The following is a 24,891-nucleotide window of genomic DNA, read 5'->3' as shown; positions in this document are numbered from 1 at the left end:
AGGCCGACGCCGGAAGTGCAGCCGGACATGAAGGTGCCGGAAGCGGAGCCGGGGCCGAGGGCGACCTCCCGGCTAAGGACGTCGTGACCGGCACCGGGGCCGACACGGGAACCGAAGCCGGGAACGGTGCCGGACATGAGGGTGCCGGACATCAGGGTGCCGGACATGAAGGTGCCGCAGGCGAGGCCGACGCCGGAAGTGCAGCCGGACATGAAGGTGCCGGAAGCGGAGCCGGGGCCGAGGGCGACCTCCCGGCTAAGGACGTCGTGACCGGCACCGTGACCGGCACCGGGGCCGACACGGGAACCGAAGCCGGGAACGGTGCCGGACATGAGGGTGCCGGACATGAAGGTGCCGGAAGCGGAGCCGGGGCCGAGGGCGGTGTCCCGGCCAAGGACGTCGTGACCGGCGTCGTCGGCGGCGCCGTGGCCGACCGCGCCCGGGGCGATCTCGTGGCCGACGCCACGCAGGCGGCCGACGTGGGCAACGGCTCCGGGTCGGGCGGCGGAAGTCTGCTGCCTCAGGCGGATGCGGCGCCGTACGGGCTGCCGGGCAAGCCGCTCGCCAGGGGCCCGTTCATGTTCGGGCTCACCGCGGCGCTCGGCGTGCTGACGGCGCTGGGCCTGGCGCAGGCGCTGGTGAGCGCGCGCAGCGTGATCGTGCTGGTCCTCGTCGCGATGTTCCTCGCGGTGGGGCTCAACCCGATCGTCGAGGCGCTGCAGCGGCGCAGGATGCCGCGGCGGCTCGCGATCTCGATCGTCTTCGCTGCGGTGATCGCCTTCTTCGTCCTGTTCGGCCTGGCGATCGTCCCGCCGGTGACCGAGCAGATGACCGAGTTCGTGCAGGCCATCCCCGGCTACGTGAACGAGCTGTCGCAAAACGAGACGATCAGGCGACTCGACGCCGACTACCAGATCCTGGCCAAGTTGCGCGACTACGTGACCAGCGGCGGGCTCGGCGCCACCATCGCCGGGGGCATCGTCGGCGCGGGCGCCGTCGTGCTCAACGGCATCTTCTCGGGGTTCACCCTGCTGGTGCTGACCCTCTACTTCCTCGGCTCCCTTCCGACGATCAAGGAGTACCTGCTCGGCCTCGTGCCCGCCAGCCGCCGCCCCCGTACCAGGGCGATGACCGACGAGGTCCTCACCGGCATCGGCGGCTACGTCGCGGGCAACATGCTGATCTCGGTGATCGCGGGCGTGCTGGCCTGGCTGTTCCTGGCGATCGCGGGCGCCGAGTACGCCCTCGCGCTCGCCCTGGTCGTCGCGGTCACCGACCTCATCCCGCTGGTGGGCGCCACGATCGGCGCGGTTTTCGTGACCGCCGTCGTGCTGCTGCAGTCGCTGCCGCTCGGCATCGCCAGCGGCATCTTCTTTCTCATCTACCAGCAGGTGGAGAACTACTACATCTACCCAAGGGTGATGAAGCGGTCGGTGGACGTGACGCCCGCCGTGACGGTGATCGCGGCGCTGTTCGGCGGCACCCTGATGGGCATCGTCGGCGCGTTGATCGCCATTCCCGCAGCGGCGGCAGTGGCCCTGATCATCCGCGAGGTGGTCCTCCCCCGCCAGGCCTCCCTGTAGCGCGGCCCGCGGGTCAGCCGATGGAACGCAGGAAGGCCGCCACGGCGCGGTTGAACGACTCCGGCCGCTCGACCGCGCTCAGGTGACCGGCCTGCTCGATCACGGCGAGCCTCGCGTCGGGTAGGGCCTCCGCCATCGCCTCGGCGTCGGCGCGCGGGGACAGCTCGTCCTCCTCTCCCACGATCACCAGGGCGGGCGCCTTCAGCGCGCGGAGCGTGTCGAAGGAGTCGGGACGGCGGGCCATCGCCCGGGAGGCCCACGCGACCGCGCCGGGCGGCGCCGCCTGCACCAGGCCGCGCACCCGGCCGTACACCATGGCGCGCCGCTCCCGGGTCGTCGGCCCGACCAGCCCGGGCAGCACCTCCCGGACCAGGATCCCGGTGCCGTCGCGGGTGACCGCCTGGGCGATCCGCTCCCGGTTCGCCCGGGCCGCCTCCGGGTCGGCGCTCGCCTTGGTGTCGGCGAGGATTACCGCCAGCACCCGCTCGGGGTGGCGGCGGCAGAACTCCATCGCCACGTAGCCGCCCATCGACTGCCCCCCGATGACGGCGCGATCGACGCCCTCGGCGTCGAGGGTCTCGGCGACGTCGTCGGCCATGACCTCAAGCGAGGGCTCCTGTTCGCCCAGCGGGGAGCCGCCGAAGCCGCGCAGATCCGGGGTGATCACCCGGCAGACGCCGGACAGTCCCTCGCGCTGTCCCAGCCACATCGCCGACGACAGCGGAAAGGCGTGGAGCAGCACGACCGACACCCCGTCGCCGGTCACACGTGAGTAGAGCCGCACGCCGACCAACGTAGTACGCGACGCCGCCGACGCCACCCCTTCGCCGGACAATCGCTCTGTATCGGTTGTGACACCCACCGACATACGGCGCGATCGCCGCCCGGCCGCGCCGTACCCGCGGTGGAGCCACGCGGGGATCGCGCGGCTCTATGAAGCGGGATCACACATGCGTGGGCAGGGGGTGGGCGGCCGGGTTGAGCCGCCGCACGATCTCGTTGAGCACGATCCGCACGTACGGCTCGCCCACCCACAGGTGCTTGGCCCGCTCGACCGCGATCACCTCGCACTGCGGCACCCTGGCGAACCGCTTGCGCGCCTCGTCCGGCTGCAGGAAGTCATCGAGCTCCGGCACCATCGCGACCAGCGGCCGGCCGAACTCGGCCCACGCGTCGAGGTCCTCGTCGGTGGCCCGGCGCAGCGGCGGCGACAGCAGGATCGCGCCCTCGATCGCCGGATCGCGCCCCCACTTCAGCGCCAGCTCGGTGCCGAACGACCAGCCGAGCAGCCAGGGCCGCGGCAGCTCGTGGAACTCGGCGTACTCCACGGCCGCGGCCACGTCGAACCGCTCCCCCTCGCCGTCGTCGAAGCTCCCCTGCGAGGTGCCCCGCTCCGAGCCGGTCCCCCGGGTGTTGAAGCGCAGCACGGCGAGGTCGGCGAGGTCGGGCAGCCGGTAGGACGCCTTGCGCAGCAGATGGCTGTCCATCATGCCGCCCTCGGTCGGCAGCGGGTGCAGGCAGACCAGCGTGGCCACCGGCGGGCGCTCCTCCGGCAGCGCCAGCTCGCCGACCAGGGTCAGCCCGTCCGCCGTGTGCAGCTCGATCGGCTCCCGCCGGGCGGGCAGCACCGTCGAGGCGCGAATGTCCATATGCATCCTTTCACCGCGCGCGCCGGTCATCGCCGGGCGCGGCCTGGGGGTTCGCGAGAATCGGGGGACGGGGTCAGTAGCGGGTCCGGCCGGGACCGCGATCCCGTCGTTTGCGCCAGCACACGGTGTGCCAGTGCCGCCGCTCCTCCTCGCCGCCGTCCCAGTTCGGCCAGCTCACCAGGTGCGGCAGGCCCGGACGGATCTCCTGGTCGCAGCCGGGGCACCGGTAGGCCCGTCCGCCCGCGCCGCTCACCTGCCTGACCACCCACTCGCCGTCCGGCCAGTCCTCCACCCGGTCGACTCCGGGCACGGATCCGGGCACGGGTCCGCGACCGCTCACCACGCCGCGGCGGCGGTCCACCCGATCGTACGGCCCGGCACGGCGGGCCCGGCGAGGACTCATGGCACTATGCAAAACGCGAGGAAACAACCGGTTTCTTCCTGTCCCCCTCCTCGCCGTGTCATCGGTGCCCCGCTCCGCGCCCGCCCGCTCATCGCTCTCCTTCGTACGCCGGTGGTCCAGTTTCCCAGACGCGGACCGAGCCGGACCCGAGCCCCGGTAGGGTTGACCGTCATGCGGCTGGTCATCGCGAACTGCAGCGTGGACTACGTGGGCAGGCTCACCGCCCACCTCCCGATGGCGCCCCGCCTCATCCTGATCAAGGCGGACGGCAGCGTGTCCGTGCACGCCGACGACCGGGCGTACAAACCCCTGAACTGGATGAGCCCGCCCTGCCGCCTCAAAGAGGAGGAGGGCGTCTGGACCGTGACCCACGGCAAGACGGGCGAGCGCCTCATCCTCACCATCGAGGAGATCCTGCACGACTCCACCCACGAGCTCGGCGTCGACCCGGGGCTGATCAAGGACGGCGTCGAGGCCCACCTGCAGGAACTGCTCGCCGAGCACATCACCACCCTCGGCGAGGGCTGGACGCTGATCCGCCGCGAGTACCCGACCGCGATCGGCCCGGTCGACATCCTGTGCCGCGACGCCTCCGGCGCCACCGTCGCCGTGGAGATCAAGCGCCGCGGCGAGATCGACGGCGTGGAGCAGCTCACCCGCTACCTGGAGCTGCTCAACCGCGACCCGCTGCTCGCCCCCGTCAAGGGCGTGTTCGCCGCGCAGGAGATCAAGCCGCAGGCCCGGGTGCTCGCGGCCGATCGCGGCATCGACTGCGTGACGCTCGACTACGACGCGCTGCGCGGCATCCAGCGCGAGGGCACCCTCTTCTAGCTCCCCGCCGTCCCAGGGGTGGGCCGGCTACGCCTCTCGTCGCCGATCAGGTCCTCCGTTCGGAGGACATCCATCTTCGCCCAAACGTAGGTTTCGGGCGGATGATCAGGCCGAGATGCTGGAGGCATGACTCAGACAGCGGTGAAGGTCAGAGGACTGACCAAGCGATACGGCGAGGTGACCGCGGTCGGCGGTCTCGACCTGGACATCCAGCAGGGGGAGGTCTTCGGCATCCTCGGCCCGAACGGCGCGGGCAAGTCCACCACCGTGGAGATCCTCGAGGGCTACCGCAAACGGGATGCCGGCGAGGTGAGCGTGCTCGGCGTGGACCCGGCCCGCAGCGACCGGGCGTGGCGCTCCCGGATCGGCGTCGTGCTGCAGACCAGCAACGACGCCGCCGAGCTGACCGTACGGGAGATCGTGCGGCACATGGCGGGCTACTACCCCCGCCCCCGGGACCCCGACGAGGTGATCGAGAAGGTCGGCCTGGCGGAGAAGGCGGACGCCCGCGTCCGCAAGCTGTCCGGCGGGCAGCGGCGTCGCGTGGACGTGGCGCTGGGCATCATCGGCCGCCCGGAACTGCTGTTCCTCGACGAGCCGACCACCGGCTTCGACCCCGAGGCGCGGCGGCAGTTCTGGGATCTGATCAGCAGCCTGGCGCACGATGGCACCACGATCGTCCTCACCAGCCACTACCTCGACGAGGTCGAGGCGCTCGCCGACCGCCTCGCCGTGATCGCCGCGGGCCGGGTGGTGGCCGAGGGTACGCCGTCGACGCTGGGCGGCCGCGCCTCGGCCAAGGCGACGGTCGGCTGGCTTGAGGACGGCGTGCGCCGTACCGTCGAAACCGACGAGCCCACCCGAACCGTCCTGGAGCTGACCCGGCGGTTCCCCGGCGAGGTGCCGGAGCTGACGGTCGAGCGGCCGACGCTCGAGGACGTCTACCTCCGCCTTATCCAGAACCCCTGAGCAACCCCCTGAGCAACCCCTGAGCAATCCCTGAGCATTCAGGACCCCTGAGCGTTGAGGCCCTGAGCGGCCTCCGCCTTCCCTCCCTGACCCCAATTCCCCTATTGGACGCCCTCCAATGAAGGAAACCACGATGAGCGAATCCGTCGCGCAGGCGGCCACCGCCTCGAGATCCGCCGAGCCACCGCTGCCCTCCCTGCTCAAGGTCGGCTGGTCACGTGCGGCGATCGAGACCAAGTTGTTCTTCCGGGAACGAGATTCCCTGGTCTTCAACTTCAGCTTCCCCGTCGTCCTGCTCGTCCTGTTCGGCTCCATCTTCCGCGGCGATCTGGCGAACGGGATCACCATGTCCCAGTTGTACACGGCCGGCCTGATCGGGGCGGGCCTGATGAGCACGAGCTTCCAGAACCTCGCCATCTCGATCGCGGTCGAGCGCGAGGAAGGGGGGCTCAAACGCCTGGCCGGGACCCCGATGCCGCGCACGGCGTACTTCGTCGGCAAGGTCCTCAGCGTGCTGCTCGTGACGGTGCTGGAGATCGCGATCCTGCTCGTCGTGGGCGTGCTCCTGTACGACCTGAAGCTGCCCACGGGCGTCACCGGCTGGTTCACCTTCGCCTGGGTGTTCGTGCTCGGCCTGACCGCCTCCGCGCTGCTCGGCATCGCGGCGAGCAGCCTGCCCAGGTCGGCCAAGAGCGCCGCGGCGGTGATCACGATGCCGTTCGTGATGCTCCAGTTCGTCTCCGGGGTGTACATCCCCTTCACCCAGTTGCCCGACTGGCTCATCAACATCGCCTCGGTCTTCCCGCTGAAGTGGATGTGCCAGGGTTTCCGGTCGGTCTTCCTGGGCGACGCCGGAATCGGTCTTGAGATGACCCATTCGTACGAACTGGACCGAGTCGCCCTGATCCTGGCAGCCTGGGCGGTCGGAGGGTTGTTGTTGTGCCTGCTGACATTCCGGTGGAAGAGCCGTCGGGACGGGTGAACGAGCCGGCCGGGCCCCACGCGTGGGCCCGGCTGGGCGGGTGGGAGATCCTGCTGGTCGGCTCCATCGTCGTCCCGTGTGCCCACCTGCTCGTCGACGACACACCGCCGCCGCTCAAGGCGCTGTGCGTCACCCTGCTGCTGTCGATCCTGGTGGCCTACGCGCTGATCGGCCGGAAGGCGACCCTGCGGCAGGATGTCCGCCTCGCCACGGTCTACGTGGCCCTCCTGGTGGTGCTGTTCGCGGTGCCCTCGGCGATCGCCGACATCAGCACGTTCGCGCTGTTCGGGATCTGCCCGCAGATCTTCATGGCGCTCCCGGTGCGGCGGGCGTTGGTCGCCCTGGTCCTGCTGGCGATACCCAAGATCGCGACCATGTGGAGCGACGCCTCCGACCTCGAGGGCGTCTTCTCCATCCTCACGCTGCTGACGACCGTCATCGTCTTCTCGGCGGTGTTCGGCGTCTGGGGCGACCGCATCGTACGGCAGAGCATCGAGCGCGCCGACCTCATCCGCCGGCTTGAGGCGAGCCACGCCGAGGTGGCGCGGCTGTCGGCCGAACGCGGCGCGCTCGCCGAGCGCGAGCGACTGGCCCAGGAGATCCACGACACCCTGGCCCAGGGGTTCACCAGCATCATCATGCTGCTCCAGGCGGCCGAGGCGCAGCCGGATCCGCGCCGCCATCTCGGGCTGGCCGTACAGACGGCCAAGGAGAACCTGGCCGAGGCGCGCGCCCTGATCGCCGCGCTCGGCCCCGCGCCGCTCGACGGGTCCACGCTCGACGACGCGCTACGCCGGGTGACCGACCGGCTCGGCGAGGACCTGGGCCTGCAGACCGTCTTCGAGACGCGGGGCGATGGGTACGCGCTGCCGCCGTCGTACGAGGTCGTGCTGATCAGGGCCGCCCAGGAAGGGTTGAACAACGTGCGCAAGCACGCCGCGGCCTCGCGGGTGAAGGTCACCCTGGAGTACGGCCCGCTGGAGGTGGCGCTGCGGGTGCGCGACAACGGGCGCGGCTTCGGCTTCCCGCCCAGAAGCCTCGCCGAGCACGCCGACGACGCATCCGCCGGATACGGCCTGCAGGCGATGCGCGCCCGGGTCGAGCAGGTACGAGGCTCGATCACCGTGGGCGACGTCCCGGCCGGCGGGGCTAACGAGGGGGCTGATTACGGGGCTGACAAGGGGGTCGGCGACGGGGCCGAGGAGTGGGCAGGCGGCGGGGAACTCGTGGTCCGCCTCCCGCTGCCGGGCCAGTCCCCCGTGGCCGCCGAGCCCGTGCGAGACTCGCTGCCCGTGGAGACCGGATGACCGACGAACCGACGAAGATCCGCGTGCTGCTGGTGGACGACCACCCGGTGGTGCGCATGGGCCTGCGGGGCATGCTGGAGGCGGATCCCGGCATCGTCGTCGTCGGCGAGGCGGGCTCGGGCGACGAGGCGGTGGCACGCGCCCGCGAGTCGTCGCCGGACGTGATCCTGATGGATCTGCGCATGCCGGGCGGGGACGGGGTGAGCGCGACCCGTCGCATCCTCGCCGACCACCCGGACGGCAAGGTGATCGTGCTGACCACCTACGAGAACGACCAGGACATCGTGCGTGCCGTGGAGGCGGGCGCGGCCGGCTACCTGCTGAAGGACACCTCACGCGCCGATCTGCTCGCGGCGATCGCGTCCGCGCTGCGCGGGGAGACGGTGCTGTCCCCGTCGGTGGCGACCCGGCTGGTCAGCCGGCTGCGCACGCCCGTCGCCGAGTCGCTGTCGCGGCGGGAGACCGAGGTCCTCGCCCTGGTCGCGAAGGGCAAGACGAACGCGGAGATCGGCCGCGAGTTGTTCATCAGCGAGACCACGGTCAAGACCCACCTCATCCGCGTCTTCGGCAAGCTCGGCGTCTCCGACCGCACGGCCGCCGTCACCACGGCCCTGGAACGCGGTCTCCTCCCGCCGCCCGGCTGAGCGGGTGTCCCCTCTTCGCCGGTACGGCCGTCGGGTCTATCGTGGGGCCACGGCACGCCGAAGATGAGGAGGGCTCATGACGACGGCAACCGAACCGCGCACCTTCGACTCGCTCGACCCCGCCACCGGCGCGGTCGTGGGCACGCACGTCATCGCCGACGCCGCCGCCGTGGCCGCCGCCGTGGCGGCGGGCGGCGAGGCGGCGCGCTGGTGGGCGGAGCTCGGCTTCGCCGAGCGCAGACGGCGGCTGCTCGACTACAAGGCGGTCCTCACCCGGAACCTGCGGCAGGTGGCCGACACGATCCACCAGGAGACCGGCAAACCGGTCGGCGACGCCCTGCTGGAGACGGTTCTGGCGATCACTCACCTGGACTGGGCCGCCCGTAACGCGCGTTCCGTCCTGGGACCGCGCCGGGTGTTCCCCGGCCTGATCGGCCTGAACATGGCCGCCACGCTGGAGTACCTTCCGCTGGGCGTGATCGGCGTGATCGGCCCGTGGAACTATCCGGTGTTCACGCCGATGGGATCCATCGCCTACGCCCTCGCGGCGGGCAACGCGGTCGTGTTCAAGCCCAGCGAGCTGACGCCGGGCGTCGGCGTGCTGCTCGCCGAACTGTTCGCCGAGAGCGTCCCGGAGCGTCCGGTCTTCCAGGTGGTGACCGGGCTCGGGGAGACGGGCGCGGCCCTCGCCGCCCACCCGGGGGTCGGCAAGATCGCCTTCACCGGTTCGACGGCCACGGCCAAGCGCGTCATGGCGGCCTGCGCGCAGAACCTGACGCCGATCGTGGCCGAGTGCGGCGGCAAGGACGCCCTCATCGTCGACCGCGACGCCGATCTGCCCGCGGCGGCGGACGCGGCCCTGTGGGGGGCGTGCTCCAACGCAGGCCAGACCTGCGTGGGCGTGGAGCGGGTCTACGTGGTGGACGAGGTGTACGACGCGTTCCTGCGGGAGCTGACCACGCGGGCCGCCGATATCCGGGCCGGGAAGGACTACGGGCCGATCACCATGCCGGCCCAACTCGACGTCATCCGGCGGCACGTGGACGACGCGGTGGCCCGGGGCCGGGCGGTGGTGGGCGGCGTGGAGTCGGTGCGCCCGCCGTACGTCGATCCGGTGATCGTCACCGACGTGCCGGAGGACTCCCCCGCCGTGCAGGAGGAGACGTTCGGCCCGACCATCACGGTCGATCGGGTCGCCGACGTCGGCGAGGCCCTGCGCCGGGCCAACGCCACCGCGTACGGCCTGGGCGCCACGGTGTTCTCCGGGAACCGGAGGCGGGCCATGGACCTCGCCCGCCGCCTGCGCAGCGGCATGACGGCCATCAATTCGGTCATCTCGTTCGCGGCCATCGCGTCCCTGCCGTTCGGCGGCGTGGGCGGATCCGGTTTCGGACGCATCCACGGAGCCGACGGGCTGCGCGAGTTCGCCCGGCCGAAGGCCATCGCGCGGCAGCGTTTCGCCATGCCGGGAATGCGCATCACCTCGTTCCGCAGAACCCCGGCCGAACTCGAGCGGCTCATCCGGCTCGTCACGTTCCTGCACGGCCGTCGCAAGAAATAATCTCAGTCGCCTTCCATCTAAAAGATCTTGCCTTCATAATTAATGGTTCGCGGGGAAACCATGGGCGAGGGGTGGAAGGTGATGGCGCGGGGATACCGGGGGATGACACCGGAACAACGATTGGCGGACCGCCGGGAACGGTTACTCCACGCGGCGTACGCGCAGTTCGCCGAGCCCGGCTTTTCCGACACCACCATCGAACGGCTCTGCGCCATCGCGCGCATATCCAATCGCGCCTTCTACGAGTGTTTCTCCGGGCGCCATGATCTGATGCGGGCGGTGTACGAGCGCTGTGTCGACGAGGCGGCGGCTGCGGTGGTGCGGGCGATGCACGCGGCCCCCAACGCGCTGGACGCCCGGATAGAGGCCGGCGTGCGGGAGTACGTGACCTTTGTCATGGCGGACCGGCGTCGCGCCCGCATCATGAACCTGGAGGTCCGCCGCGCCGACAACTCCGTCCACGTGTTCCGCCGGCATAAGCTATCGATTCTGGCGCAAATGATAGAAAAGTCGCTCCCGGACTTTACCGGCACGGCCCCGGACAACGTGCACCAACTGGTCCTCGGAGTGCTCGGCGCGGTTCACGAGTTGCTGCTCGACGTCATGATGTCGCCCAAACCCGAGGAGCTCGACGAAGTGATCCGCACGGCGGTGCACATCTTCCGGAAGTCATTGGAGCCCTGACTCCGTGCCGCACGGATTTGCACCGGACGAAAAGCACGAAGCAGCCGGACTTCATCTCCCGTGCAACCGACATTTACCCCGGAAAACGCACGTGCCGGGCTATCCGGCTCCACCCTTATCCGATACCCGGACGACCGAAAACAGCCGGACCGGCGGTGGCTAGGCTGGCGGCATGACACGTGCCGACAACGACCAGCCGGTGGTCCTCTCGAAGATCTACACCAGGACCGGCGACGACGGCTCGACCGCCCTGGGCGACATGAGCCGCACCCGCAAGACCGACCCGCGGCTCGCCGCCTACGCGGACGTGGAGGAGGCGAACGCCGCGATCGGCGTGGCGCTCGCCCTCGGCGACCTCGCCCCACGGATCCGGGACGTCCTCGGCCGCGTGCAGAACGAGCTGTTCGACGTGGGGGCCGACCTGTGCGCCCCCGTGGTGGAGAACCCGGAGTTCCCGCCGCTGCGGGTGGAGGCGTCCTACATCGAATGGCTGGAGGAGCGCTGCGACGAGTTCAACGCGGGCCTCAAGCCGCTGCGGAGCTTCGTCCTGCCCGGCGGCTCCCCCGGCACCGCGCTGCTGCACGTCGCGAGAACCGTCGTACGGCGCGCCGAGCGCACCGCCTGGTCCGCCCTGGAGGCCCACGACGACGTCAATCCGTTGACCGCGAAATACCTCAACCGGCTCAGCGACCTGTTGTTCATCCTCTGCCGGGTCGCCGCTGACGGCCAGGAGGTGCTGTGGAAGCCGGGCGGAACCCGCTGATCCTCTAGAAGGGGCGACCCGCGCCGGGCGCTCAGGCCCGGTCGAGATGCGCGCTCGGCGGCGCGGACTCCAGCCAGGCCAGGAAGCCCGTGAGCGCGTCCTCGCTCATCGCCAGGGTCACCGGGCCGCAGTCGACCGCCCAGTACCCCTCGGGACCGTCGCCCTTGCCGAGCGGACGACGGGTGGAAACGGTGAGGCCGCGCCTCGCGATCGCGTGGCGCGGCCTCAGTCGTACCGCGAAGAACGGAATCCAGTGGAGTTCGCCGTCTACATAGCGGGCCACCCCGCTGCGCCAGCCGGTCGCCCCCTCGGTCCGGAGGCGACAGATCACCGTCCCCCGTACCCGCGCCAGGACGAACCCGCGCAGGGCGATGAGGGCGGCGGCAAGCAGCACGACTACGACGATCTCCAGTGCCGTCAACGCCACCCTCATCCTCCGTTCTCGTCGTTATTGTCAGACCTCTTCGCCGGCGGCGCGCAGGCGGGCCCGCGCACGCTTGGCCGCGAGCTGCCCGTCGACACCGGTGCTCTCGGCGTCCACGGTGGCCAGCGCCCGGCTGAGAGCGTCGCGCGCCCGCGCGACGTCCACCTCGGAACCCAGCTCCGCCAGCTCGGCGAGCACCGAGACCTCGTTGTTCGCCACGGACACGAATCCGCCGTGGACGGCGGCCACGAGGTCGCCCTCGTCGCCCCGCTTGACCGTCAGGACCCCGCCCTCGACGAGGATGCCGAGCACCGGGGCGTGGTTAGGCATGATACCGATCTCGCCCTCGACCGTCTTGGCAATCACCATGTCGGCCTCGCCGGACCAGATCTCACGCTCCGGCGACACGACGCCGACGCGCAGCTTGGCCATCCCACATCCTCTCTGTTCGACCCGTCGTCACCCGTCAGGGGTTCAGCGGGCCAGCTCCTTGGCCTTCTCCTCGGCCTGCTCGATGCCGCCGACCATGTAGAACGCCTGCTCGGGCAGGTGGTCGTACTCGCCGGCGCACAGCGCCTTGAACGAGGCGATGGTCTCGTCGAGCGGGGTGAACACACCCGGCTGGCCGGTGAACTGCTCGGCCGCGAACATCGGCTGGGACAGGAACCGCTCCACCCGGCGGGCCCGGTTGACGGTGACCTTGTCCTCCTCCGAGAGCTCGTCGATGCCCAGGATGTTGATGATGTCCTGGAGCTCCTTGTACCGCTGGAGGATCCGGATCGTCTCCTGCGCCACCGTGTAGTGCTCCTCGCCCAGGATGACCGGGTCGAGGATGCGGGAGGTGGAGTCGAGCGGGTCCACCGCCGGGAAGATCGCCTTCTCGAACACCGACCGGGAGAGCACCGTGGTGGCGTCGAGGTGGGCGAACGCGTTGTGCGGCGCCGGGTCGGTGATGTCGTCCGCGGGCACGTAGATCGCCTGCATCGAGGTGATCGAGTGACCGCGGGTCGAGGTGATGCGCTCCTGGAGCACGCCCATCTCGTCGGCGAGCGTCGGCTGGTAACCCACGGCGGAGGGCATGCGACCCAGCAGCGTGGACACCTCCGAGCCGGCCTGGCTGAACCGGAAGATGTTGTCGATGAACAGCAGCACGTCCTGCTTCTGCACGTCGCGGAAGTACTCCGCCATCGTCAGCGCGGACAGCGCGACGCGCAGCCGGGTGCCCGGCGGCTCGTCCATCTGGCCGAACACCAGCGCGGTGTCCTTCAGGACGTTCGCCTCGTCCATCTCGACCCACAGGTCGTTGCCCTCACGGGTGCGCTCGCCGACGCCGGCGAACACCGAGGTGCCGCCGAACTCGCGGGCGACGCGGCGGATCATCTCCTGGATCAGCACGGTCTTGCCCACGCCCGCGCCGCCGAACAGGCCGATCTTCCCACCCTGCACGTACGGCGTGAGCAGGTCGATGACCTTGATGCCGGTGACCAGCAGCTCGGTGCGGGCCTCCAACTGGTCGAAGGCCGGCGACTTGCGGTGGATCGGCCAGCGCTCGGTGATCTGGAGCGACTTCTCGTCGGTGTCGAGCGGCACGCCGAGGGCGTTCCACACGTGGCCCTTGGTGACGTCGCCGACCGGCACCGAGATCGCCTGACCGGAGTCGCGCACCACCGCGCCGCGCACCAGCCCGTCGGTGGGCTGCATGGAGATGGCGCGCACCAGGTTGTCGCCCAGGTGCTGCTCGACCTCCAGGGTGAGCGTCTTGGTCTCCCCGGCGAGGGTGACGTCGACGTTCAGCGCGTTGTAGATGTCCGGCATGGACTCGGCGGGGAACTCCACGTCGACGACCGGGCCGATGACCCGGGCGACACGGCCCACGCCGGTCTCGGTCTCAACAGTCTGTGCAGTCATTTCACTCTTTCCCCGCTGCGGCGTCGGCGAGCGCGTTCGCACCACCGACGATCTCGCTGATTTCCTGGGTGATCTCCGCCTGGCGAGCCTGGTTCATCAGCTGGGTGAACTTCTGGATCGACTCGTTGGCGTTGTCGGTCGCCGACTTCATCGCCCGGCGCCGCGCCGCGTGCTCGGAGACGGCCGACTGGAGCAGGGCGTTGAAGATGCGGGACTCGATGTAGCGCGGCAGCAGCCGGTCGAGCACGACCCCCGCGGTCGGCTCGAACTCGTAGTACGGCAGGGCGCCGCCCGAAGGGGCCTCGGCGGTCTCGACCTCAAGCGGCAGGATGCGCTTGACCACCGGACGCTGGGTGAGCATCGAGACGAACTCGGTGTACACCAGGTGGATCTCGTCGATGCCGTCGTCGTCCTCGAACGCCTTGATCAGCGTCTCGCCGATCTCCTTGGCATGCGTGTACGACGGATTGTCGGTGAAGCCGGACCACTCGCCGTTCAGCTCCCGGTTGCGGAACCGGTGCCAGCCGATGCCCTTGCGCCCCACCACGTACGGCTTGGGGGTGATGCCCTGCTCGCGCAGCAGCCCGGCGAGCGCCTCGGCCTCGCGCAGGATGCTGGCGTTGAAACCGCCGGCGAACCCCCGGTCAGAGGTGACGATCAGCACCCCGGCGGTCTGCGGGTTCTTCTTGGCGACCATCAGCGGGTGCTCGGCCGTGGTGTCGTAGGACAGCACGGCCGACACCGCCCGGGTGATCTCCTGCTCGTACGGCACCGCCGCCTGCATGCGCTGCTGCGCCCGGATGATCCGCGAGCTGGCGATGAGCTCCTGCGCTCGCGTGATCTTGGCGATCGAGCGGACCGTCCGGATCCGCCGCCGCAGCAGTCTCAGTTGGGCACCCATCGGCTACTTCTTCTCGTCCGTCGGACGCACGTGCCGAATGACCTTCTCCTGGCCGACCTCGCCCGCCTCCAGCGCCTCGACCGGCTCGTCCTGGAAGAGCAGCTGGCCCGAGGAGGTCTGGAACTCCTTCTTGAACTCGGCGACCGCGTCCTTCAGGACGGTGACCGCGTCGTCGGACAGGGCCTTGGTCTCCCGGATGCCGTCGTAGACGCCCTTGTAGTTGCGGCCGACGAACTCCAGGAACTCGGCCTCGAACCGGCGCACGTCCTCCAGCGGCACCTCGTCCAGCTCACCGGTGGTGCCGGCCCAGATCGACACGACCTGCTGCTCGACCGGGAACGGGCTGTACTGCGGCTGCTTCATCAGCTCCATCAGCCGGGCGCCGCGCTCGAGCTGGGCGCGGGAGGCCGCGTCCAGGTCGGAGGCGAAGGCGGCGAACGCCTCAAGCTCGCGGTACTGCGACAGCGCCAGGCGCAGCGTGCCGGCGACGGTCTTCATCGCCTTGATCTGCGCCGAACCGCCGACTCGGGAGACCGAGATACCGGGGTTGATGGCCGGGCGCTGACCGGAGTTGAACAGGTCGGTCTCCAGGAAGCACTGGCCGTCGGTGATGGAGATGACGTTCGTGGGGATGAACGCCGAGATGTCGTTGCCCTTGGTCTCGATGACCGGCAGGCCGGTCAGCGAGCCGCCGCCTAGGTCGTCGGAGAGCTTGGCGCAGCGCTCCAGCAGCCGGGAGTGCAGGTAGAACACGTCGCCGGGGAACGCCTCGCGGCCCGGCGGGCGGCGCAGCAGCAGCGAGATGGCGCGGTAGGCGTCGGCCTGCTTCGTCAGGTCGTCGAAGATGATCAGGACGTGCTTGCCGCCGTACATCCAGTGCTGCCCGATGGCCGAGCCGGTGTAGGGCGCGATGTACTTGTAACCGGCCGGGTCGGAGGCCGGGGCGGCGACGATGGTGGTGTACTCCATCGCGCCCGCCTCCTCCAGGCGGGACTTCACCTGCGCGATGGTCGAGCCCTTCTGGCCGACCGCGACATAGATGCAGCGCACCTGACGCTCGGGGTCGCCGGAGGCCCAGTTCTCACGCTGGTTGAGGATCGTGTCGACGGCGATCGCGGTCTTGCCGGTCTGCCGGTCGCCGATGATGAGCTGCCGCTGGCCGCGGCCGATCGGCGTCAGCGCGTCGATCGCCTTGATGCCGGTCTGCAGCGGCTCCTTGACCGACTGGCGCTGCACGACCGAGGGGGCCTGCAGCTCCAGGGCGCGCAGCGTCTCGGCCTGGATCGGGCCCTTGCCGTCCACCGGCACGCCCAGCGGGTCGACCACGCGGCCGAGGAACTCGTCCCCGACCGGCACCGACAGCACCTCGCCGGTGCGGCGTACGGTCTGACCCTCCTCGATGCCCTCGAAGTCACCGAGGACGACGACGCCGATCTCGCGCACGTCGAGGTTGAGCGCCAGGCCACGCGTGCCGTTCTCGAACTCCAGCAGCTCGTTCGCCATCGTCGAGGGCAGGCCGGAGACATGGGCGATGCCGTCGCCGCAGTCGACGACGGTCCCGATCTCCTCGCGCGCCGCGCCTTCCGGCTCGTAGGCCTGGACGAAGCGCTCAAGCGCGTCGCGGATCTCGTCCGGCCGGATCGTCAGCTCCGACATCTTGATTCCGTCTCCCTATTCATCGCCGCACCGCTTCCCTAGCCGGCCAACCGGCGGCGGACTTCTTCGATACGTCCCACGATTGTGGTGTCGATGATCTCGTCGCCCACGCGAACCGAGAAGCCACCGAGCACCTTCGGGTCCACCTCGGTGTTGAGGTGGATGTCGCGACCGTAGGTCGCGCGCAGCCATGCGGTGAGCCGTTCGCGCTGTGCGTCGCTGAGCGGCACGGCGGTGCGCACCACGGCCACCAGCTTCTGCCGCTGCTGGGCGACCAGCCGCCCGAACTCCTCCAGGCCCTTCTCCAGGCTACGTCCTCGCGGATGCACGGCGAGCTGCGCGATCAGTCGCAGGGTGGCCGGGGTGACCCGGCCGCTCAGCAGCTCCTCCAGCAGCGCCCGCTTGCGGTCGCCGGGAATCGAGGTGTCCGACAGGGCCCAGTGCAACTCGGGGTTGGCCTGGACGATCCGGCCGAACCGGAACAACTCGTCGTCCAGGTCGTCCAGCCGGCCCTGCCCCTCGGCCTCGGCCACGGCGGCGATGACGCCGAACCGCTCCAGGGCGTCGGGCAGGTCACGCGCGCGCGACCACTTCGCCTCGACCGCGGCGGCGGCCGTCTCCAGGGCCGCCGGGCTCACCTTGCCTTCCAGCAGCACCCGCACGACCTGCGACTTCTGCTGGGCCGGGCGGGTGGCGTCCGACAGGGTACGGCGCAGCCCGTGCTCGCGATCGAACAGGTCGGCGATCGCGAACAGGTCCTCGGCGAGGGAGCCGAACTCGGCCGCCGACCCCGCCGCGAGGTTGAACCGCTCCTCGACCTCGGCGAGCGAGGTTCTGCTCACGCCTCTCATCGGCCGCTCACCGTCCCTGGTCCGTCGGTCATCAGCGAACCGCCTGCGCGTCGGTGGTGGACTCCAGCTCCTCCAGGAACCGGTCGATGATGCGGCTCTGCCGCACCTCGTCCTGCAGGGACTCGCCGACGATGCGGCCGGCCAGGTCGGTGGACAGCCGGCCGATCTCGGCGCGGAGCTGGGCGAAGGCGGCCTGGCGGTCCGCCTCGATCTGGGCGTGCGCCGCCTCGATGATGCGGCGCGCCTCGGCCTGGGCCTCCTCGCGGAGCTCGGCCTTGATCTGCGCGCCCTGTGCCTTGGCCTCCTCGCGCAGCCGTGCGGCCTCGTGCCGGGCCTCGGCGAGCTTGGCGCGGTACTCCTCCAGCGCCCGCTGCGCCTCCGCCTGCGCCTCCTCGGCCCTCTTGATGCCGCCCTCGATCGCGTCGGTGCGCTCGGCCAGCGTCTTCTGGAGCCGCGGGACGAGCATCCGGCCGACGACGAGGAACACGACGAGGAAGGAGAAGACGCCGATGACGAGCTCGTAGGGGTGCGGCAGGATCGGGTTGTTCTCCTCCGCCGCGAGGATCGTGGCTGTCAGTGGCATTGATCCAGCCTTCCGTCAGGTTGGTGGGGGCGTCAGATGCCCTGGAAGATGAAGGGCGCGACCAGACCGATCAGCGCGAGGGCCTCGGTGAGAACGAAGCCGAGGAGCATGTTCTGGCGGATCAGGCCGTACGCCTCGGGCTGGCGGGCGATGGCCTGGACACCCTGACCGAAGATGATGCCGACGCCGATGCCGGGGCCGATGGCGGCGAGACCGTAGCCGATGGCGGTGACGTTGCCGGCAACCTCAGCGAGAACGGGCATTGTTGATTCCTTTACTGGTTGGCCGGTAGGGGCTCTACCGGTCTGGGCTTGGGGTAAGGAAACTCTGCGTCTGTGATCGGAGGGTCTGGTGATCGGAGGGTCTGTGATTGGAGCGTCTCGTGGTCGGGGCGCCTAGTGATCGGCGTGCAGCGACTGGCCGATGTACATGGCCGCCAGCATCGCGAACAGGAACGCCTGCAGGTACTGGATGAAGATCTCCAGGCCGGTCATGGCGATCGTGACGACCGTGCCGAGGAGGCCGAGCGGCGCGCCGAGCGGGCCGAAGTTCTCGAACAGGAAGTAGAACCCCACCAGGCTGAAGAACGCCAGGATCATGTGGCCGGCGAACATGTTCGCGAACAGTCGCACGGCGTGCGTGAACGGCGCGAGGATGAGGTTCGAGAGCAGCTCGATGGGCGCCAGCAGGATGTAGACCGCCTTCGGCACACCGGGCGGGAACATCATGTTCTTGAAGTAGCCGATCGGGCCCTGGTACTTGATGCCCAGGTAGATGCGCATGATGTAGATCGTGGCCGCGAGCACGATCGGGAACGCGATGTGCGAGGCCACCGGGAACTGGACGACCGGGATGACGCCCATCACGTTCCACAGCAGGACCAGGAAGAAGATGGAGACCAGCAGCGGCATGAACCGCTCGGCGTCCTTGCCGAGGAACGGCCGGGCCACCTGGTCGCGTACGAACATGTAGCCGATCTCGCCGATGTTCTGCAGCCCCCGCGGGACGATCTTGGGGTTGGCGAACGCCCCCCACATCACCACGATCAGGATGAGCACGCTCAGCATCGCCAGCAGCGTCGGCTTGGTCAGCCAGGTGGGGGCACCCTCCCACAGCGGCGGGAAGTTGAAGATGTCCGGCCCCGGAGCATGGAACCCGCCGGGTTCCGCGGGCGCGAGGGAAGTACCTGCGAGGAGGAGCGTCGGCGTGATCACGCGGCGTTCCCTTCAACGTTGTTGATCAACAGAAGACTTTGTGAAGTAACTGGCGCGGTCAGCGACCGTGCTTCAAGTACACGAGGTATGCGGCGAGCCCCACTCCGAGGACCACCCCTATGGGGACAAATGCGTACACGCCAGTCCAGTGGCTCAGCAACCAGCCGAAGCCACCCCAAACCAAGATCCCCGACAACAGGTACGCGGGAACGGACCAGGCGGCGTCGGCGAAGTCGCGGCCATCGTTTTCGGGCGTGCGCTTCTGCTCGCTCATCGCGGCCCTGACGATAGCAGTTAGAGGGGGGACTAGTCATATCAGACCCCCGCCGCCGGGCCGATCCCTGACTCACGGCTTGCCCCGGCCGGGTGCCTTGGCCACGGTGTCGTCGATGTACAGCATCTTCAGCCGTGAGAAAGCCCACACCTCGCCGCCGGTCCACGCGAGCGTGCCCGCGACGACCGTCCAGGCGAAGGTCGGGAAGTGCCAGGCGTCGATGCCGTTGAAGACCCGCAGCAGGACGGCGATGACGATGACTTTCACCACATAGCTCAGCACCGCGGCGGCGAACATCGCCATGGGCGAGATCCGGCCCGCCCAGGTGACCGCGCCGAGGCTTATCGTGAAGAACAACGCCACCAGCAGCACGCCGATCGCCGCGCCCAGCGCGCCACTCGCGCCGACGGCGAACAGGGAGACGATCGCGGCCACCAACCCGACGACCAGCGTCGGGATCGCGGCGCTCTTCAGCACGCGAACGTCGTTGGCCTGCATCGATACTCCCGGTGGGTTGTCAAGCGAGCGATTGCTACCTTGAGGAACTCATGCTGTGGTGTCCCTGCTAGTGAAAGGTATCACAAGCTCCGGCAGGTGCGCCTTTACCTGCCCTTTCGCGTGACTCAGCGTACGACTTCGCCACACACCGCGATATTCCGATGACTTTCGGCGATCACCCGGCCCGCCCGCGACGGCCCTCGCCGGGCCGATCCGGGGCACAGGACCGCGCCCCATCGCGCATTGTTTGCGCAGGTCACACGGCCTGTTCGCGGTCAGGCTCGCTGGATTTTGGCCGGGCCGTGCGGCATGCCGGTCGAGGTGTGCTGCGGCTGCGTCCCCGGCGTGGACCGGATCGGCTCCGGCCGCCGCGCGCCGGTGGCCTGCTCCGCGCCCGGCCGTACCCCGGCGCGCGGCTGCGCCCCCATGGGCGGCTGGGCCTCCGCGCGCGCCTGGCCCACCGCGTCGGCGGGAGCGCCCGCGCGGGCCTGCGTCGCGGCGTACGGGTGCGCCCCCGCGAAACGCCGCGCGTCGAGCCGGTGGACCTCCGCGACCTGCCGCGCGTCGGCGGGGGGACGAACCCCGGCGAACGGATCGGCCGGGACTTCGGACCGGGGACCCGCGTCCGGCTCGGCCGGGCGCGCCACCGCCGCGGCCGGGCCGCCGGCCGCGCCGCTCGCAGTGCCGCCCGCAGTGCCTCCGGCCGCGTGCGCGCCGCCCGACCCGCCCTTGCGCGAGCGCCACTTGGGCAGCCACATCAGCATCAGCACGGCGATCGACAGCACCACGGTGAACGGGAAGACGATGAGCGCGACACCGAAGATCGACAGGCCGACGACGGCGAAGGCGAACAGGAACGTCCACGCGTAGAGGATCAGCACGGCGCTGCGCTGCGAGTGGCCGGTGTCGAGCAGCCGGTGGTGCAGGTGGCCGCGATCGGCGGCGAACGGCGACTTGCCGTAGGACATGCGCCGCACCACGGCCATGAGGAAGTCGGCCAGCGGCGGCACCAGCACCGCGACCGGCACCAGCATCGGCAGGATCACCGGGAACCGGTTGAGGTCCGGCAGGATGGTGGGGTCGATCGGGGTCACCTTGATCATGGACGCCGCGAGCACGAGCCCGAGCAGCATCGCCCCGGTGTCCCCCATGAAGATCTTGGCCGGGTGGAAGTTGTGCGGCAGGAAGCCCGCGCACATGCCGATGAGCACCGCGGTGATCACGGCGGTGCTGTTGATCCGGGTGTCCTGGATGTCCCACGACAGCGCGATCGAGTAGGCGAAGGTGGCCAACGCCGCGATCGCCACGATTCCCGCGGCGAGGCCGTCCAGCCCGTCCACGAAGTTCACCGCGTTGATGCTGATGACCACGATGAGGATCGTGACGACCGCCTGCAGCGTGCTGTCGAGGTTGTAGCCGGCGCCTCCCGGCACGGGGATCGAGGTGAGGCTCATGCCGAAGTAGACCAGCACCCCCGCCGCGGCGATCTGGCCGCCGAGCTTGATGAAGGCGTCCATGCCCCACCAGTCGTCCAGGAAGCCGGTCAGCGTGATCAGGCCGCCCGCGACCAGCAGCGGCATCACGATCTGCTCCTGTCTCAGCACCATGCCCACGTACGGCAGCCGGCTGGCCACCAGCAGGCCGACCACCAGGCCGGCGAACATGGCGAGCCCGCCCAGGCGCGGGATCGGGGTGGTGTGCACGTCTCGCTCACGGACCTCCGGCGCCGCGCCGATGCGGAGGGCGAATCTCCTGACCAGCGGAACCAGTAGATACGTGACGGTCGCCGTGACCAGCGCCGTGAGAAGGTATTCGCGCACGGACCTAGTTTCCCGGATTGTCCGGCCGGTGTGGCCGGAAAACTACACAGAACCGTTTTTCAATCGTCGCCGACGGCGGTGGGGGCATCGCCGTAGGCGGGGTGAGCGCTCACGAGCGCCTTAACCCTTGTGATCAAAGACGCTACCGCATTCGGGTTTCGGACTGCTTGCGCCACGATTGAACCGATCTCCTCCATTTCGTCCGGGCCCATGCCCTGGCTGGTGACGCATGGGGTGCCGAGCCGTATGCCGGAGGTGCGGGAGGGCGATCCGGGATCGTAGGGGATGACGCTGCGGTTGAGCGTGACGCCCGCCTCCGCGCAGCGCCGCTCGGCGGTCGCGCCGTCCACCCCGAGGTCGCGCAGGTCGAACACGGCCAGGTGGGTGTCGGTGCCGCCGGTCACCGGGCGCATGCCTGCGGCCTCCAGGGTCGCGGTGAGGGTGCGCGCGTTCGCCACCACCCGCTCGGCGTACTCGGCGAACTCCGGGCGCGCCGCCTCCCCGAAGGCGACCGCCTTCGCGGCGACGACATGCATCATCGGCCCGCCCTGCACGAACGGGAACACCGCCCGGTCGATCCTGCGGGCCACCTCCTCGGTGCACAGGATCGCGCCGCCACGCGGGCCGCGCAGCGTCTTGTGGGTGGTGAAGGTGACGGCGTCCGCGTACGGCACGGGCGAGGGGGCGACGCCGCCCGCCACCAGCCCCATCGTGTGCGCGACGTCGGCGAGCAGCCACGCGCCCACCTCGTCGGCGATGCCGCGGAACGCCGCGAAGTCGATGGGGCGCGGGTACGCCGTCGCCCCACAGATGATCATCTTGGGCGCGTGGCGGAGGGCCAGATCTCTGACCTCGTCGTAGTCGAGCAGCTCGGTGTCCCGCCGCACCCCGTAGGAGACCACGTCGAACCAGCGGCCGGAGAAGTTGAGTCGGGAGCCGTGCGTCAGGTGCCCGCCGTGCTCCAGCGCCATCGCCAGCACGGTGTCCCCCGGTCGCACCAGGGCCGCGTACGCCGCCAGGTTGGCCGAGGCGCCCGAATGCGGTTGCACGTTGGCGTGCTCGGCCCCGAACAGCCGTTTCGCCCGCTCGATCGCGAGCAGTTCGGCGCGGTCGACGACCTCGCAGCCGCCGTAGTACCGCCGCCCCGGATACCCCTCGGCGTACTTGTTCGTCAGCGTCGAGCCCATCGCCGCGAGCACGGCGGGCGAGGTGTAGTTCTCGCTGGCGATGAGCTGCAGCCCGCCCCGCTGCCGCGCCAGCTCCTCCACCAGCAGCCGCGCGACGTCGGGATCCTCACGCGCCAGCGACGAGAAGTCGGGCCCGTAGTACGACTCCATGTCTCACATCCCCGCGGCGGCCGTCCCGCCTGCTTCCGCCACCTCTCACCTCGGGCTACCCCGCCGCCACAGGCCCAAGCACCGCGGGTGCCGTCACAGGGGGGTGAATACGCGGGAGGGCCGGGCGGGGAGACGCCGTTTGGGTGGGTGTCGGCGCTCTGTCGAGGATCAGTACAGGAAGGCGTGGGGGGCGTCGGAGCCGGCGGGGATCCAGCGGGGGGTGTCGGCGGCCTGGTCGCTGATCGCGGTCAGCACGGCCTGGCGATACATGGCCAGGCGCTTGCGCCACTCGGCGATGTCCTCGACGTACCGCTTGCTCACCGGGGCGTCCCAGACCTGCGGGCTCTTGGCCAGTTGGAAGGCGCGGTCCAGCGACGTCGTGAGGCTCTCCATGTGCGGGATCACCTGATGCCACAGATCGACGAGCTTCTGATACTCGGGGTTGAACGCCCACGTCGTCGTCTGCCCGCCAGGGGTGAGCTGGTCGGTCGCCGACTGACGGGGAGGTGTCTCTCCCGGACGCAACGGCTGTGGGGCCGGTGGGTCAACGAACATTCATTCCCTCCTACGGTCCCATCGGCGGCAGCGGCGGCGACACCCGCTCCACGCGATCCCCGTCGGCGGACCCGCCCTCGGCATCGCCGTCCGCCGACCCTTCTCCTGTGTCCTCCCAGCCCGTGACCCCGGCATCCCGCTCCTGCGCGTCGCCGTCCACCGACCCCTCCCCGGTGTTCTCCCAGCCCGTGACCCCGGCGCCCCGCTCCTGCGCGTCGCCGTCCACCGACCCCTCTCCAGTGTTCTCCCAGCCCGTGACCCCGGCATCCCGCTCCTGCGCGTCGCCGATCGGATGCACGATGGCACTTGATCCGCCGTCCTGCCCGGCGATCGCGCCACCGCCCGTGCCCCCGTACGACCCGCCGCCCGCCAGGCCGCCCGAGCCGCCTTCGGAGACGCCGCCACCCGCGCTCGCACCACCGGATCGAGCCCCGTCCAGACCCGTCACGCCGCCATCGGCCCCCGACGACCCGGCGGACCCTCCGGCGGCTCCGGAATGCTCGATGTCCGGCAGCAGCGAGACACCGTCTCTGTTGATGATGGTCATGTCGCCTCGCGCGAACGCGTCATCGGCGCTCAGAGCGCCCCCACCGGCGGCACCCTGGCCGCCCGCACCGCCTTGACCACTAGCACCGCCTTGACCAGCGGCACCTCCCCCGTCGCCGCCGGCACCGCCCTTACCACCGGTGCCGCCTTGACCATCGGCACCACCGTCGCCCGGGGTGTACGGCTGACCGGGAGCCTCGCCCTGACCAGCGTTGCCTCGGCCATCACCGCCTTGACCAGAGTCGTTTCCAGAGCCGCTCCCCTGGTCGCCCGACGTCCCGGCATCCGGGTACGCGGGCTCCACCTTCCCCGCATTCCCGTCCGGCTGTGCTCCGCCCGCGTTGGAGGTGTCGAGTCTCCCGTCCTCCGTCACAGGCATATCGAGCGGCTGAATCTTGTCCATGTTCTCCGACAGCCACCGCAGATAGGCCTCGCTCGGCGGGTCTATGGAGCCGGTCACCACCTTGACGCCGTCGACCTCGATCACCCTCGTCCCGCTGCCCGTGACCACGTCATCCGGGTGATCCCTCCGATCGGTGTCCACGATCAGACCGTCACCGGCGTCCTTGCCCGCGCCGGATCCGCCGCCCGCGTCGCTCCCGCCCGAGCCACCGTCAGCGGAGCCACCCGACATCCCGCCGCCGTCGCCCGCACAGTCGCCTCCGGCATCCCGGCCCGCACCGGCGCCCTCGTCCCCCTTGCCACCGGTACCGGACTCACCACCGGACCTCTCGCCGCCGGAGTCCTTCCCCGGGTTGGACCTGTCGGTCTCGCCGCCCTTGTCGCCACCGGCGTCCGAGCCCTTGCCCGAATCAGGCTTGGACTCGCCGCCTTTGTCACCGCCGGGGTCGATCTCGCCTCCCACCGACCCGTAACCTCCGGCGTCCGAGCCCTTGCCGGAATCGGACTTGCCGTCGCCGCCCTTCTCCCCACCGGCACCCGAATCCA

Annotated in this window: 27 protein-coding genes and 1 pseudogene; 9 read left to right on the top strand and 19 right to left on the bottom strand. The window is 70.1% G+C overall.

Translation table 11 applies throughout. From position 1 onward, the window contains the following. Positions 1-347 (bottom strand): hypothetical protein (locus AB0K60_RS05715; RefSeq protein WP_364048984.1); only part of this gene is annotated, 347 nt, incomplete at its 3' end. A gap of 54 nt (positions 348-401) precedes the next feature. Here AB0K60_RS05715 and AB0K60_RS05710 point away from each other — a divergent pair. Next, positions 402-1,583, top strand: coding sequence for an AI-2E family transporter (locus AB0K60_RS05710; RefSeq protein ID WP_364048982.1), 1,182 nt, complete (start codon positions 402-404; stop codon positions 1,581-1,583). A gap of 13 nt (positions 1,584-1,596) precedes the next feature. On the opposite strand, the gene AB0K60_RS05705 is transcribed toward AB0K60_RS05710, so the two are convergent. From AB0K60_RS05705 to AB0K60_RS05695, 3 genes are all read right to left on the bottom strand, one after another. After that, positions 1,597-2,367, bottom strand: a complete 771-nt coding sequence (locus tag AB0K60_RS05705) for an alpha/beta hydrolase (RefSeq protein WP_364048980.1) — start codon at positions 2,365-2,367, stop codon at positions 1,597-1,599. A 160-nt stretch (positions 2,368-2,527) separates the two neighbouring features. Next, complete coding sequence (locus tag AB0K60_RS05700) at positions 2,528-3,232, bottom strand: alpha/beta hydrolase (protein WP_364048978.1); 705 nt, start codon at positions 3,230-3,232, stop codon at positions 2,528-2,530. Between the two features lie 73 nt (positions 3,233-3,305). Continuing rightward, on the bottom strand, positions 3,306-3,635 hold the full coding sequence (locus tag AB0K60_RS05695; RefSeq protein ID WP_364048976.1) for an ATP/GTP-binding protein: 330 nt from the start codon (positions 3,633-3,635) through the stop codon (positions 3,306-3,308). Positions 3,636-3,806: 171 nt separating this feature from the next. On the opposite strand from AB0K60_RS05695, the gene nucS reads away from it, so the two are divergent. The 8 genes from nucS (at position 3,807) to AB0K60_RS05655 (ending at position 11,376) form a co-directional block, all read left to right on the top strand. Continuing rightward, positions 3,807-4,466 carry an endonuclease NucS gene (nucS, locus tag AB0K60_RS05690; protein ID WP_364048974.1) on the top strand — a complete coding sequence of 220 codons (660 nt, stop codon included), beginning with the start codon at positions 3,807-3,809 and terminating at the stop codon, positions 4,464-4,466. A 126-nt stretch (positions 4,467-4,592) separates the two neighbouring features. Beyond that, positions 4,593-5,435: an ABC transporter ATP-binding protein gene (locus tag AB0K60_RS05685; RefSeq protein ID WP_364048972.1), complete on the top strand. Its 843-nt coding sequence runs from the start codon at positions 4,593-4,595 to the stop codon at positions 5,433-5,435. 133 nt (positions 5,436-5,568) lie between these two features. Next, a complete protein-coding gene (locus AB0K60_RS05680) occupies positions 5,569-6,417 on the top strand; it encodes an ABC transporter permease (protein ID WP_364048970.1) in 849 nt (282 codons plus the stop codon). Then, the gene (locus tag AB0K60_RS05675) at positions 6,375-7,724 is read left to right on the top strand and encodes a sensor histidine kinase (protein WP_364048968.1); all 1,350 of its coding nucleotides are present in this window, start codon (positions 6,375-6,377) and stop codon (positions 7,722-7,724) included. The genes AB0K60_RS05680 and AB0K60_RS05675 overlap by 43 nt, the downstream gene beginning before the upstream one ends. Beyond that, complete coding sequence (locus AB0K60_RS05670) at positions 7,721-8,368, top strand: response regulator transcription factor (protein WP_364048966.1); 648 nt, start codon at positions 7,721-7,723, stop codon at positions 8,366-8,368. Before AB0K60_RS05675 ends, AB0K60_RS05670 begins: the two co-directional genes overlap by 4 nt. A 76-nt stretch (positions 8,369-8,444) precedes the next feature. Then, on the top strand, positions 8,445-9,929 hold the full coding sequence (locus tag AB0K60_RS05665; protein ID WP_364048964.1) for an aldehyde dehydrogenase family protein: 1,485 nt from the start codon (positions 8,445-8,447) through the stop codon (positions 9,927-9,929). 60 nt (positions 9,930-9,989) lie between these two features. Further along, a complete protein-coding gene (locus AB0K60_RS05660) occupies positions 9,990-10,613 on the top strand; it encodes a TetR/AcrR family transcriptional regulator (protein ID WP_364048962.1) in 624 nt (207 codons plus the stop codon). A 172-nt stretch (positions 10,614-10,785) separates the two neighbouring features. Further along, positions 10,786-11,376, top strand: coding sequence for a cob(I)yrinic acid a,c-diamide adenosyltransferase (locus AB0K60_RS05655; protein ID WP_364048960.1), 591 nt, complete (start codon positions 10,786-10,788; stop codon positions 11,374-11,376). Between the two features lie 31 nt (positions 11,377-11,407). Here AB0K60_RS05655 and AB0K60_RS05650 read toward each other — a convergent pair whose 3' ends face one another. The 15 genes and pseudogenes from AB0K60_RS05650 to AB0K60_RS05580 form a co-directional block, all read right to left on the bottom strand. Further along, complete coding sequence (locus AB0K60_RS05650; protein WP_364048958.1) at positions 11,408-11,803, bottom strand: DUF2550 domain-containing protein; 396 nt, start codon at positions 11,801-11,803, stop codon at positions 11,408-11,410. A gap of 27 nt (positions 11,804-11,830) precedes the next feature. Further along, on the bottom strand, positions 11,831-12,232 hold the full coding sequence (locus tag AB0K60_RS05645; protein WP_364048956.1) for a F0F1 ATP synthase subunit epsilon: 402 nt from the start codon (positions 12,230-12,232) through the stop codon (positions 11,831-11,833). Between the two features lie 42 nt (positions 12,233-12,274). Then, a complete protein-coding gene (gene atpD / locus AB0K60_RS05640) occupies positions 12,275-13,708 on the bottom strand; it encodes a F0F1 ATP synthase subunit beta (protein WP_364048954.1) in 1,434 nt (477 codons plus the stop codon). Position 13,709: 1 nt separating this feature from the next. Beyond that, positions 13,710-14,609, bottom strand: a complete 900-nt coding sequence (locus AB0K60_RS05635; RefSeq protein ID WP_364048952.1) for a F0F1 ATP synthase subunit gamma — start codon at positions 14,607-14,609, stop codon at positions 13,710-13,712. Positions 14,610-14,612: 3 nt separating this feature from the next. Continuing rightward, positions 14,613-16,265, bottom strand: coding sequence for a F0F1 ATP synthase subunit alpha (atpA, locus tag AB0K60_RS05630; RefSeq protein ID WP_364048950.1), 1,653 nt, complete (start codon positions 16,263-16,265; stop codon positions 14,613-14,615). A gap of 38 nt (positions 16,266-16,303) precedes the next feature. After that, entirely contained in the window at positions 16,304-17,116 is an 813-nt protein-coding gene (locus tag AB0K60_RS05625; RefSeq protein WP_364048948.1) for a F0F1 ATP synthase subunit delta, read from the bottom strand. 31 nt (positions 17,117-17,147) lie between these two features. Continuing rightward, positions 17,148-17,699: a F0F1 ATP synthase subunit B gene (locus AB0K60_RS05620; protein ID WP_364048946.1), complete on the bottom strand. Its 552-nt coding sequence runs from the start codon at positions 17,697-17,699 to the stop codon at positions 17,148-17,150. Between the two features lie 32 nt (positions 17,700-17,731). After that, complete coding sequence (gene atpE / locus AB0K60_RS05615; RefSeq protein WP_364048944.1) at positions 17,732-17,962, bottom strand: ATP synthase F0 subunit C; 231 nt, start codon at positions 17,960-17,962, stop codon at positions 17,732-17,734. A 132-nt stretch (positions 17,963-18,094) separates the two neighbouring features. Then, positions 18,095-18,913, bottom strand: a complete 819-nt coding sequence (atpB, locus tag AB0K60_RS05610; protein ID WP_364048942.1) for a F0F1 ATP synthase subunit A — start codon at positions 18,911-18,913, stop codon at positions 18,095-18,097. Between the two features lie 58 nt (positions 18,914-18,971). Beyond that, positions 18,972-19,187, bottom strand: coding sequence for a hypothetical protein (locus tag AB0K60_RS05605; RefSeq protein ID WP_364048940.1), 216 nt, complete (start codon positions 19,185-19,187; stop codon positions 18,972-18,974). Between the two features lie 72 nt (positions 19,188-19,259). Next, on the bottom strand, positions 19,260-19,685 hold the full coding sequence (locus AB0K60_RS05600; RefSeq protein ID WP_364048938.1) for a hypothetical protein: 426 nt from the start codon (positions 19,683-19,685) through the stop codon (positions 19,260-19,262). A 275-nt stretch (positions 19,686-19,960) separates the two neighbouring features. Next, positions 19,961-21,505 carry an undecaprenyl/decaprenyl-phosphate alpha-N-acetylglucosaminyl 1-phosphate transferase gene (locus tag AB0K60_RS05595; RefSeq protein ID WP_364048936.1) on the bottom strand — a complete coding sequence of 515 codons (1,545 nt, stop codon included), beginning with the start codon at positions 21,503-21,505 and terminating at the stop codon, positions 19,961-19,963. A 59-nt stretch (positions 21,506-21,564) separates the two neighbouring features. Then, entirely contained in the window at positions 21,565-22,842 is a 1,278-nt protein-coding gene (glyA, locus tag AB0K60_RS05590) for a serine hydroxymethyltransferase (RefSeq protein WP_364048934.1), read from the bottom strand. Positions 22,843-23,010: 168 nt separating this feature from the next. Next, positions 23,011-23,397, bottom strand: a complete 387-nt coding sequence (locus AB0K60_RS05585; protein WP_364048932.1) for a hypothetical protein — start codon at positions 23,395-23,397, stop codon at positions 23,011-23,013. Between the two features lie 10 nt (positions 23,398-23,407). Then, positions 23,408-24,891 (bottom strand): annotated as a pseudogene (locus AB0K60_RS05580) (hypothetical protein); the annotation flags it as partial.

Source organism: Thermopolyspora sp. NPDC052614 (genome assembly GCF_040678635.1).
GTDB lineage: Bacteria > Actinomycetota > Actinomycetes > Streptosporangiales > Streptosporangiaceae > Thermopolyspora.
Note: the sequence above shows the minus strand (reverse complement) of the source record. Positions and strands in the feature narration are given on the sequence as shown.

Coding starts and splice junctions, on each gene's coding strand:
- AB0K60_RS05700 (WP_364048978.1), bottom strand. CDS start 3,232: ATGGACATTCGCGCCTCGACGGTGCTGCCCGCCCGGCGGGAGCCGATC.
- AB0K60_RS05695 (WP_364048976.1), bottom strand. CDS start 3,635: ATGAGTCCTCGCCGGGCCCGCCGTGCCGGGCCGTACGATCGGGTGGAC.
- nucS (WP_364048974.1), top strand. CDS start 3,807: ATGCGGCTGGTCATCGCGAACTGCAGCGTGGACTACGTGGGCAGGCTC.
- AB0K60_RS05685 (WP_364048972.1), top strand. CDS start 4,593: ATGACTCAGACAGCGGTGAAGGTCAGAGGACTGACCAAGCGATACGGC.
- AB0K60_RS05680 (WP_364048970.1), top strand. CDS start 5,569: ATGAGCGAATCCGTCGCGCAGGCGGCCACCGCCTCGAGATCCGCCGAG.
- AB0K60_RS05670 (WP_364048966.1), top strand. CDS start 7,721: ATGACCGACGAACCGACGAAGATCCGCGTGCTGCTGGTGGACGACCAC.
- AB0K60_RS05665 (WP_364048964.1), top strand. CDS start 8,445: ATGACGACGGCAACCGAACCGCGCACCTTCGACTCGCTCGACCCCGCC.
- AB0K60_RS05660 (WP_364048962.1), top strand. CDS start 9,990: ATGGGCGAGGGGTGGAAGGTGATGGCGCGGGGATACCGGGGGATGACA.
- AB0K60_RS05655 (WP_364048960.1), top strand. CDS start 10,786: ATGACACGTGCCGACAACGACCAGCCGGTGGTCCTCTCGAAGATCTAC.
- AB0K60_RS05645 (WP_364048956.1), bottom strand. CDS start 12,232: ATGGCCAAGCTGCGCGTCGGCGTCGTGTCGCCGGAGCGTGAGATCTGG.
- atpD (WP_364048954.1), bottom strand. CDS start 13,708: ATGACTGCACAGACTGTTGAGACCGAGACCGGCGTGGGCCGTGTCGCC.
- AB0K60_RS05635 (WP_364048952.1), bottom strand. CDS start 14,609: ATGGGTGCCCAACTGAGACTGCTGCGGCGGCGGATCCGGACGGTCCGC.
- atpA (WP_364048950.1), bottom strand. CDS start 16,265: ATGTCGGAGCTGACGATCCGGCCGGACGAGATCCGCGACGCGCTTGAG.
- AB0K60_RS05625 (WP_364048948.1), bottom strand. CDS start 17,116: ATGAGAGGCGTGAGCAGAACCTCGCTCGCCGAGGTCGAGGAGCGGTTC.
- AB0K60_RS05620 (WP_364048946.1), bottom strand. CDS start 17,699: ATGCCACTGACAGCCACGATCCTCGCGGCGGAGGAGAACAACCCGATC.
- atpE (WP_364048944.1), bottom strand. CDS start 17,962: ATGCCCGTTCTCGCTGAGGTTGCCGGCAACGTCACCGCCATCGGCTAC.
- AB0K60_RS05605 (WP_364048940.1), bottom strand. CDS start 19,187: ATGAGCGAGCAGAAGCGCACGCCCGAAAACGATGGCCGCGACTTCGCC.
- AB0K60_RS05600 (WP_364048938.1), bottom strand. CDS start 19,685: ATGCAGGCCAACGACGTTCGCGTGCTGAAGAGCGCCGCGATCCCGACG.
- glyA (WP_364048934.1), bottom strand. CDS start 22,842: ATGGAGTCGTACTACGGGCCCGACTTCTCGTCGCTGGCGCGTGAGGAT.
- AB0K60_RS05585 (WP_364048932.1), bottom strand. CDS start 23,397: ATGTTCGTTGACCCACCGGCCCCACAGCCGTTGCGTCCGGGAGAGACA.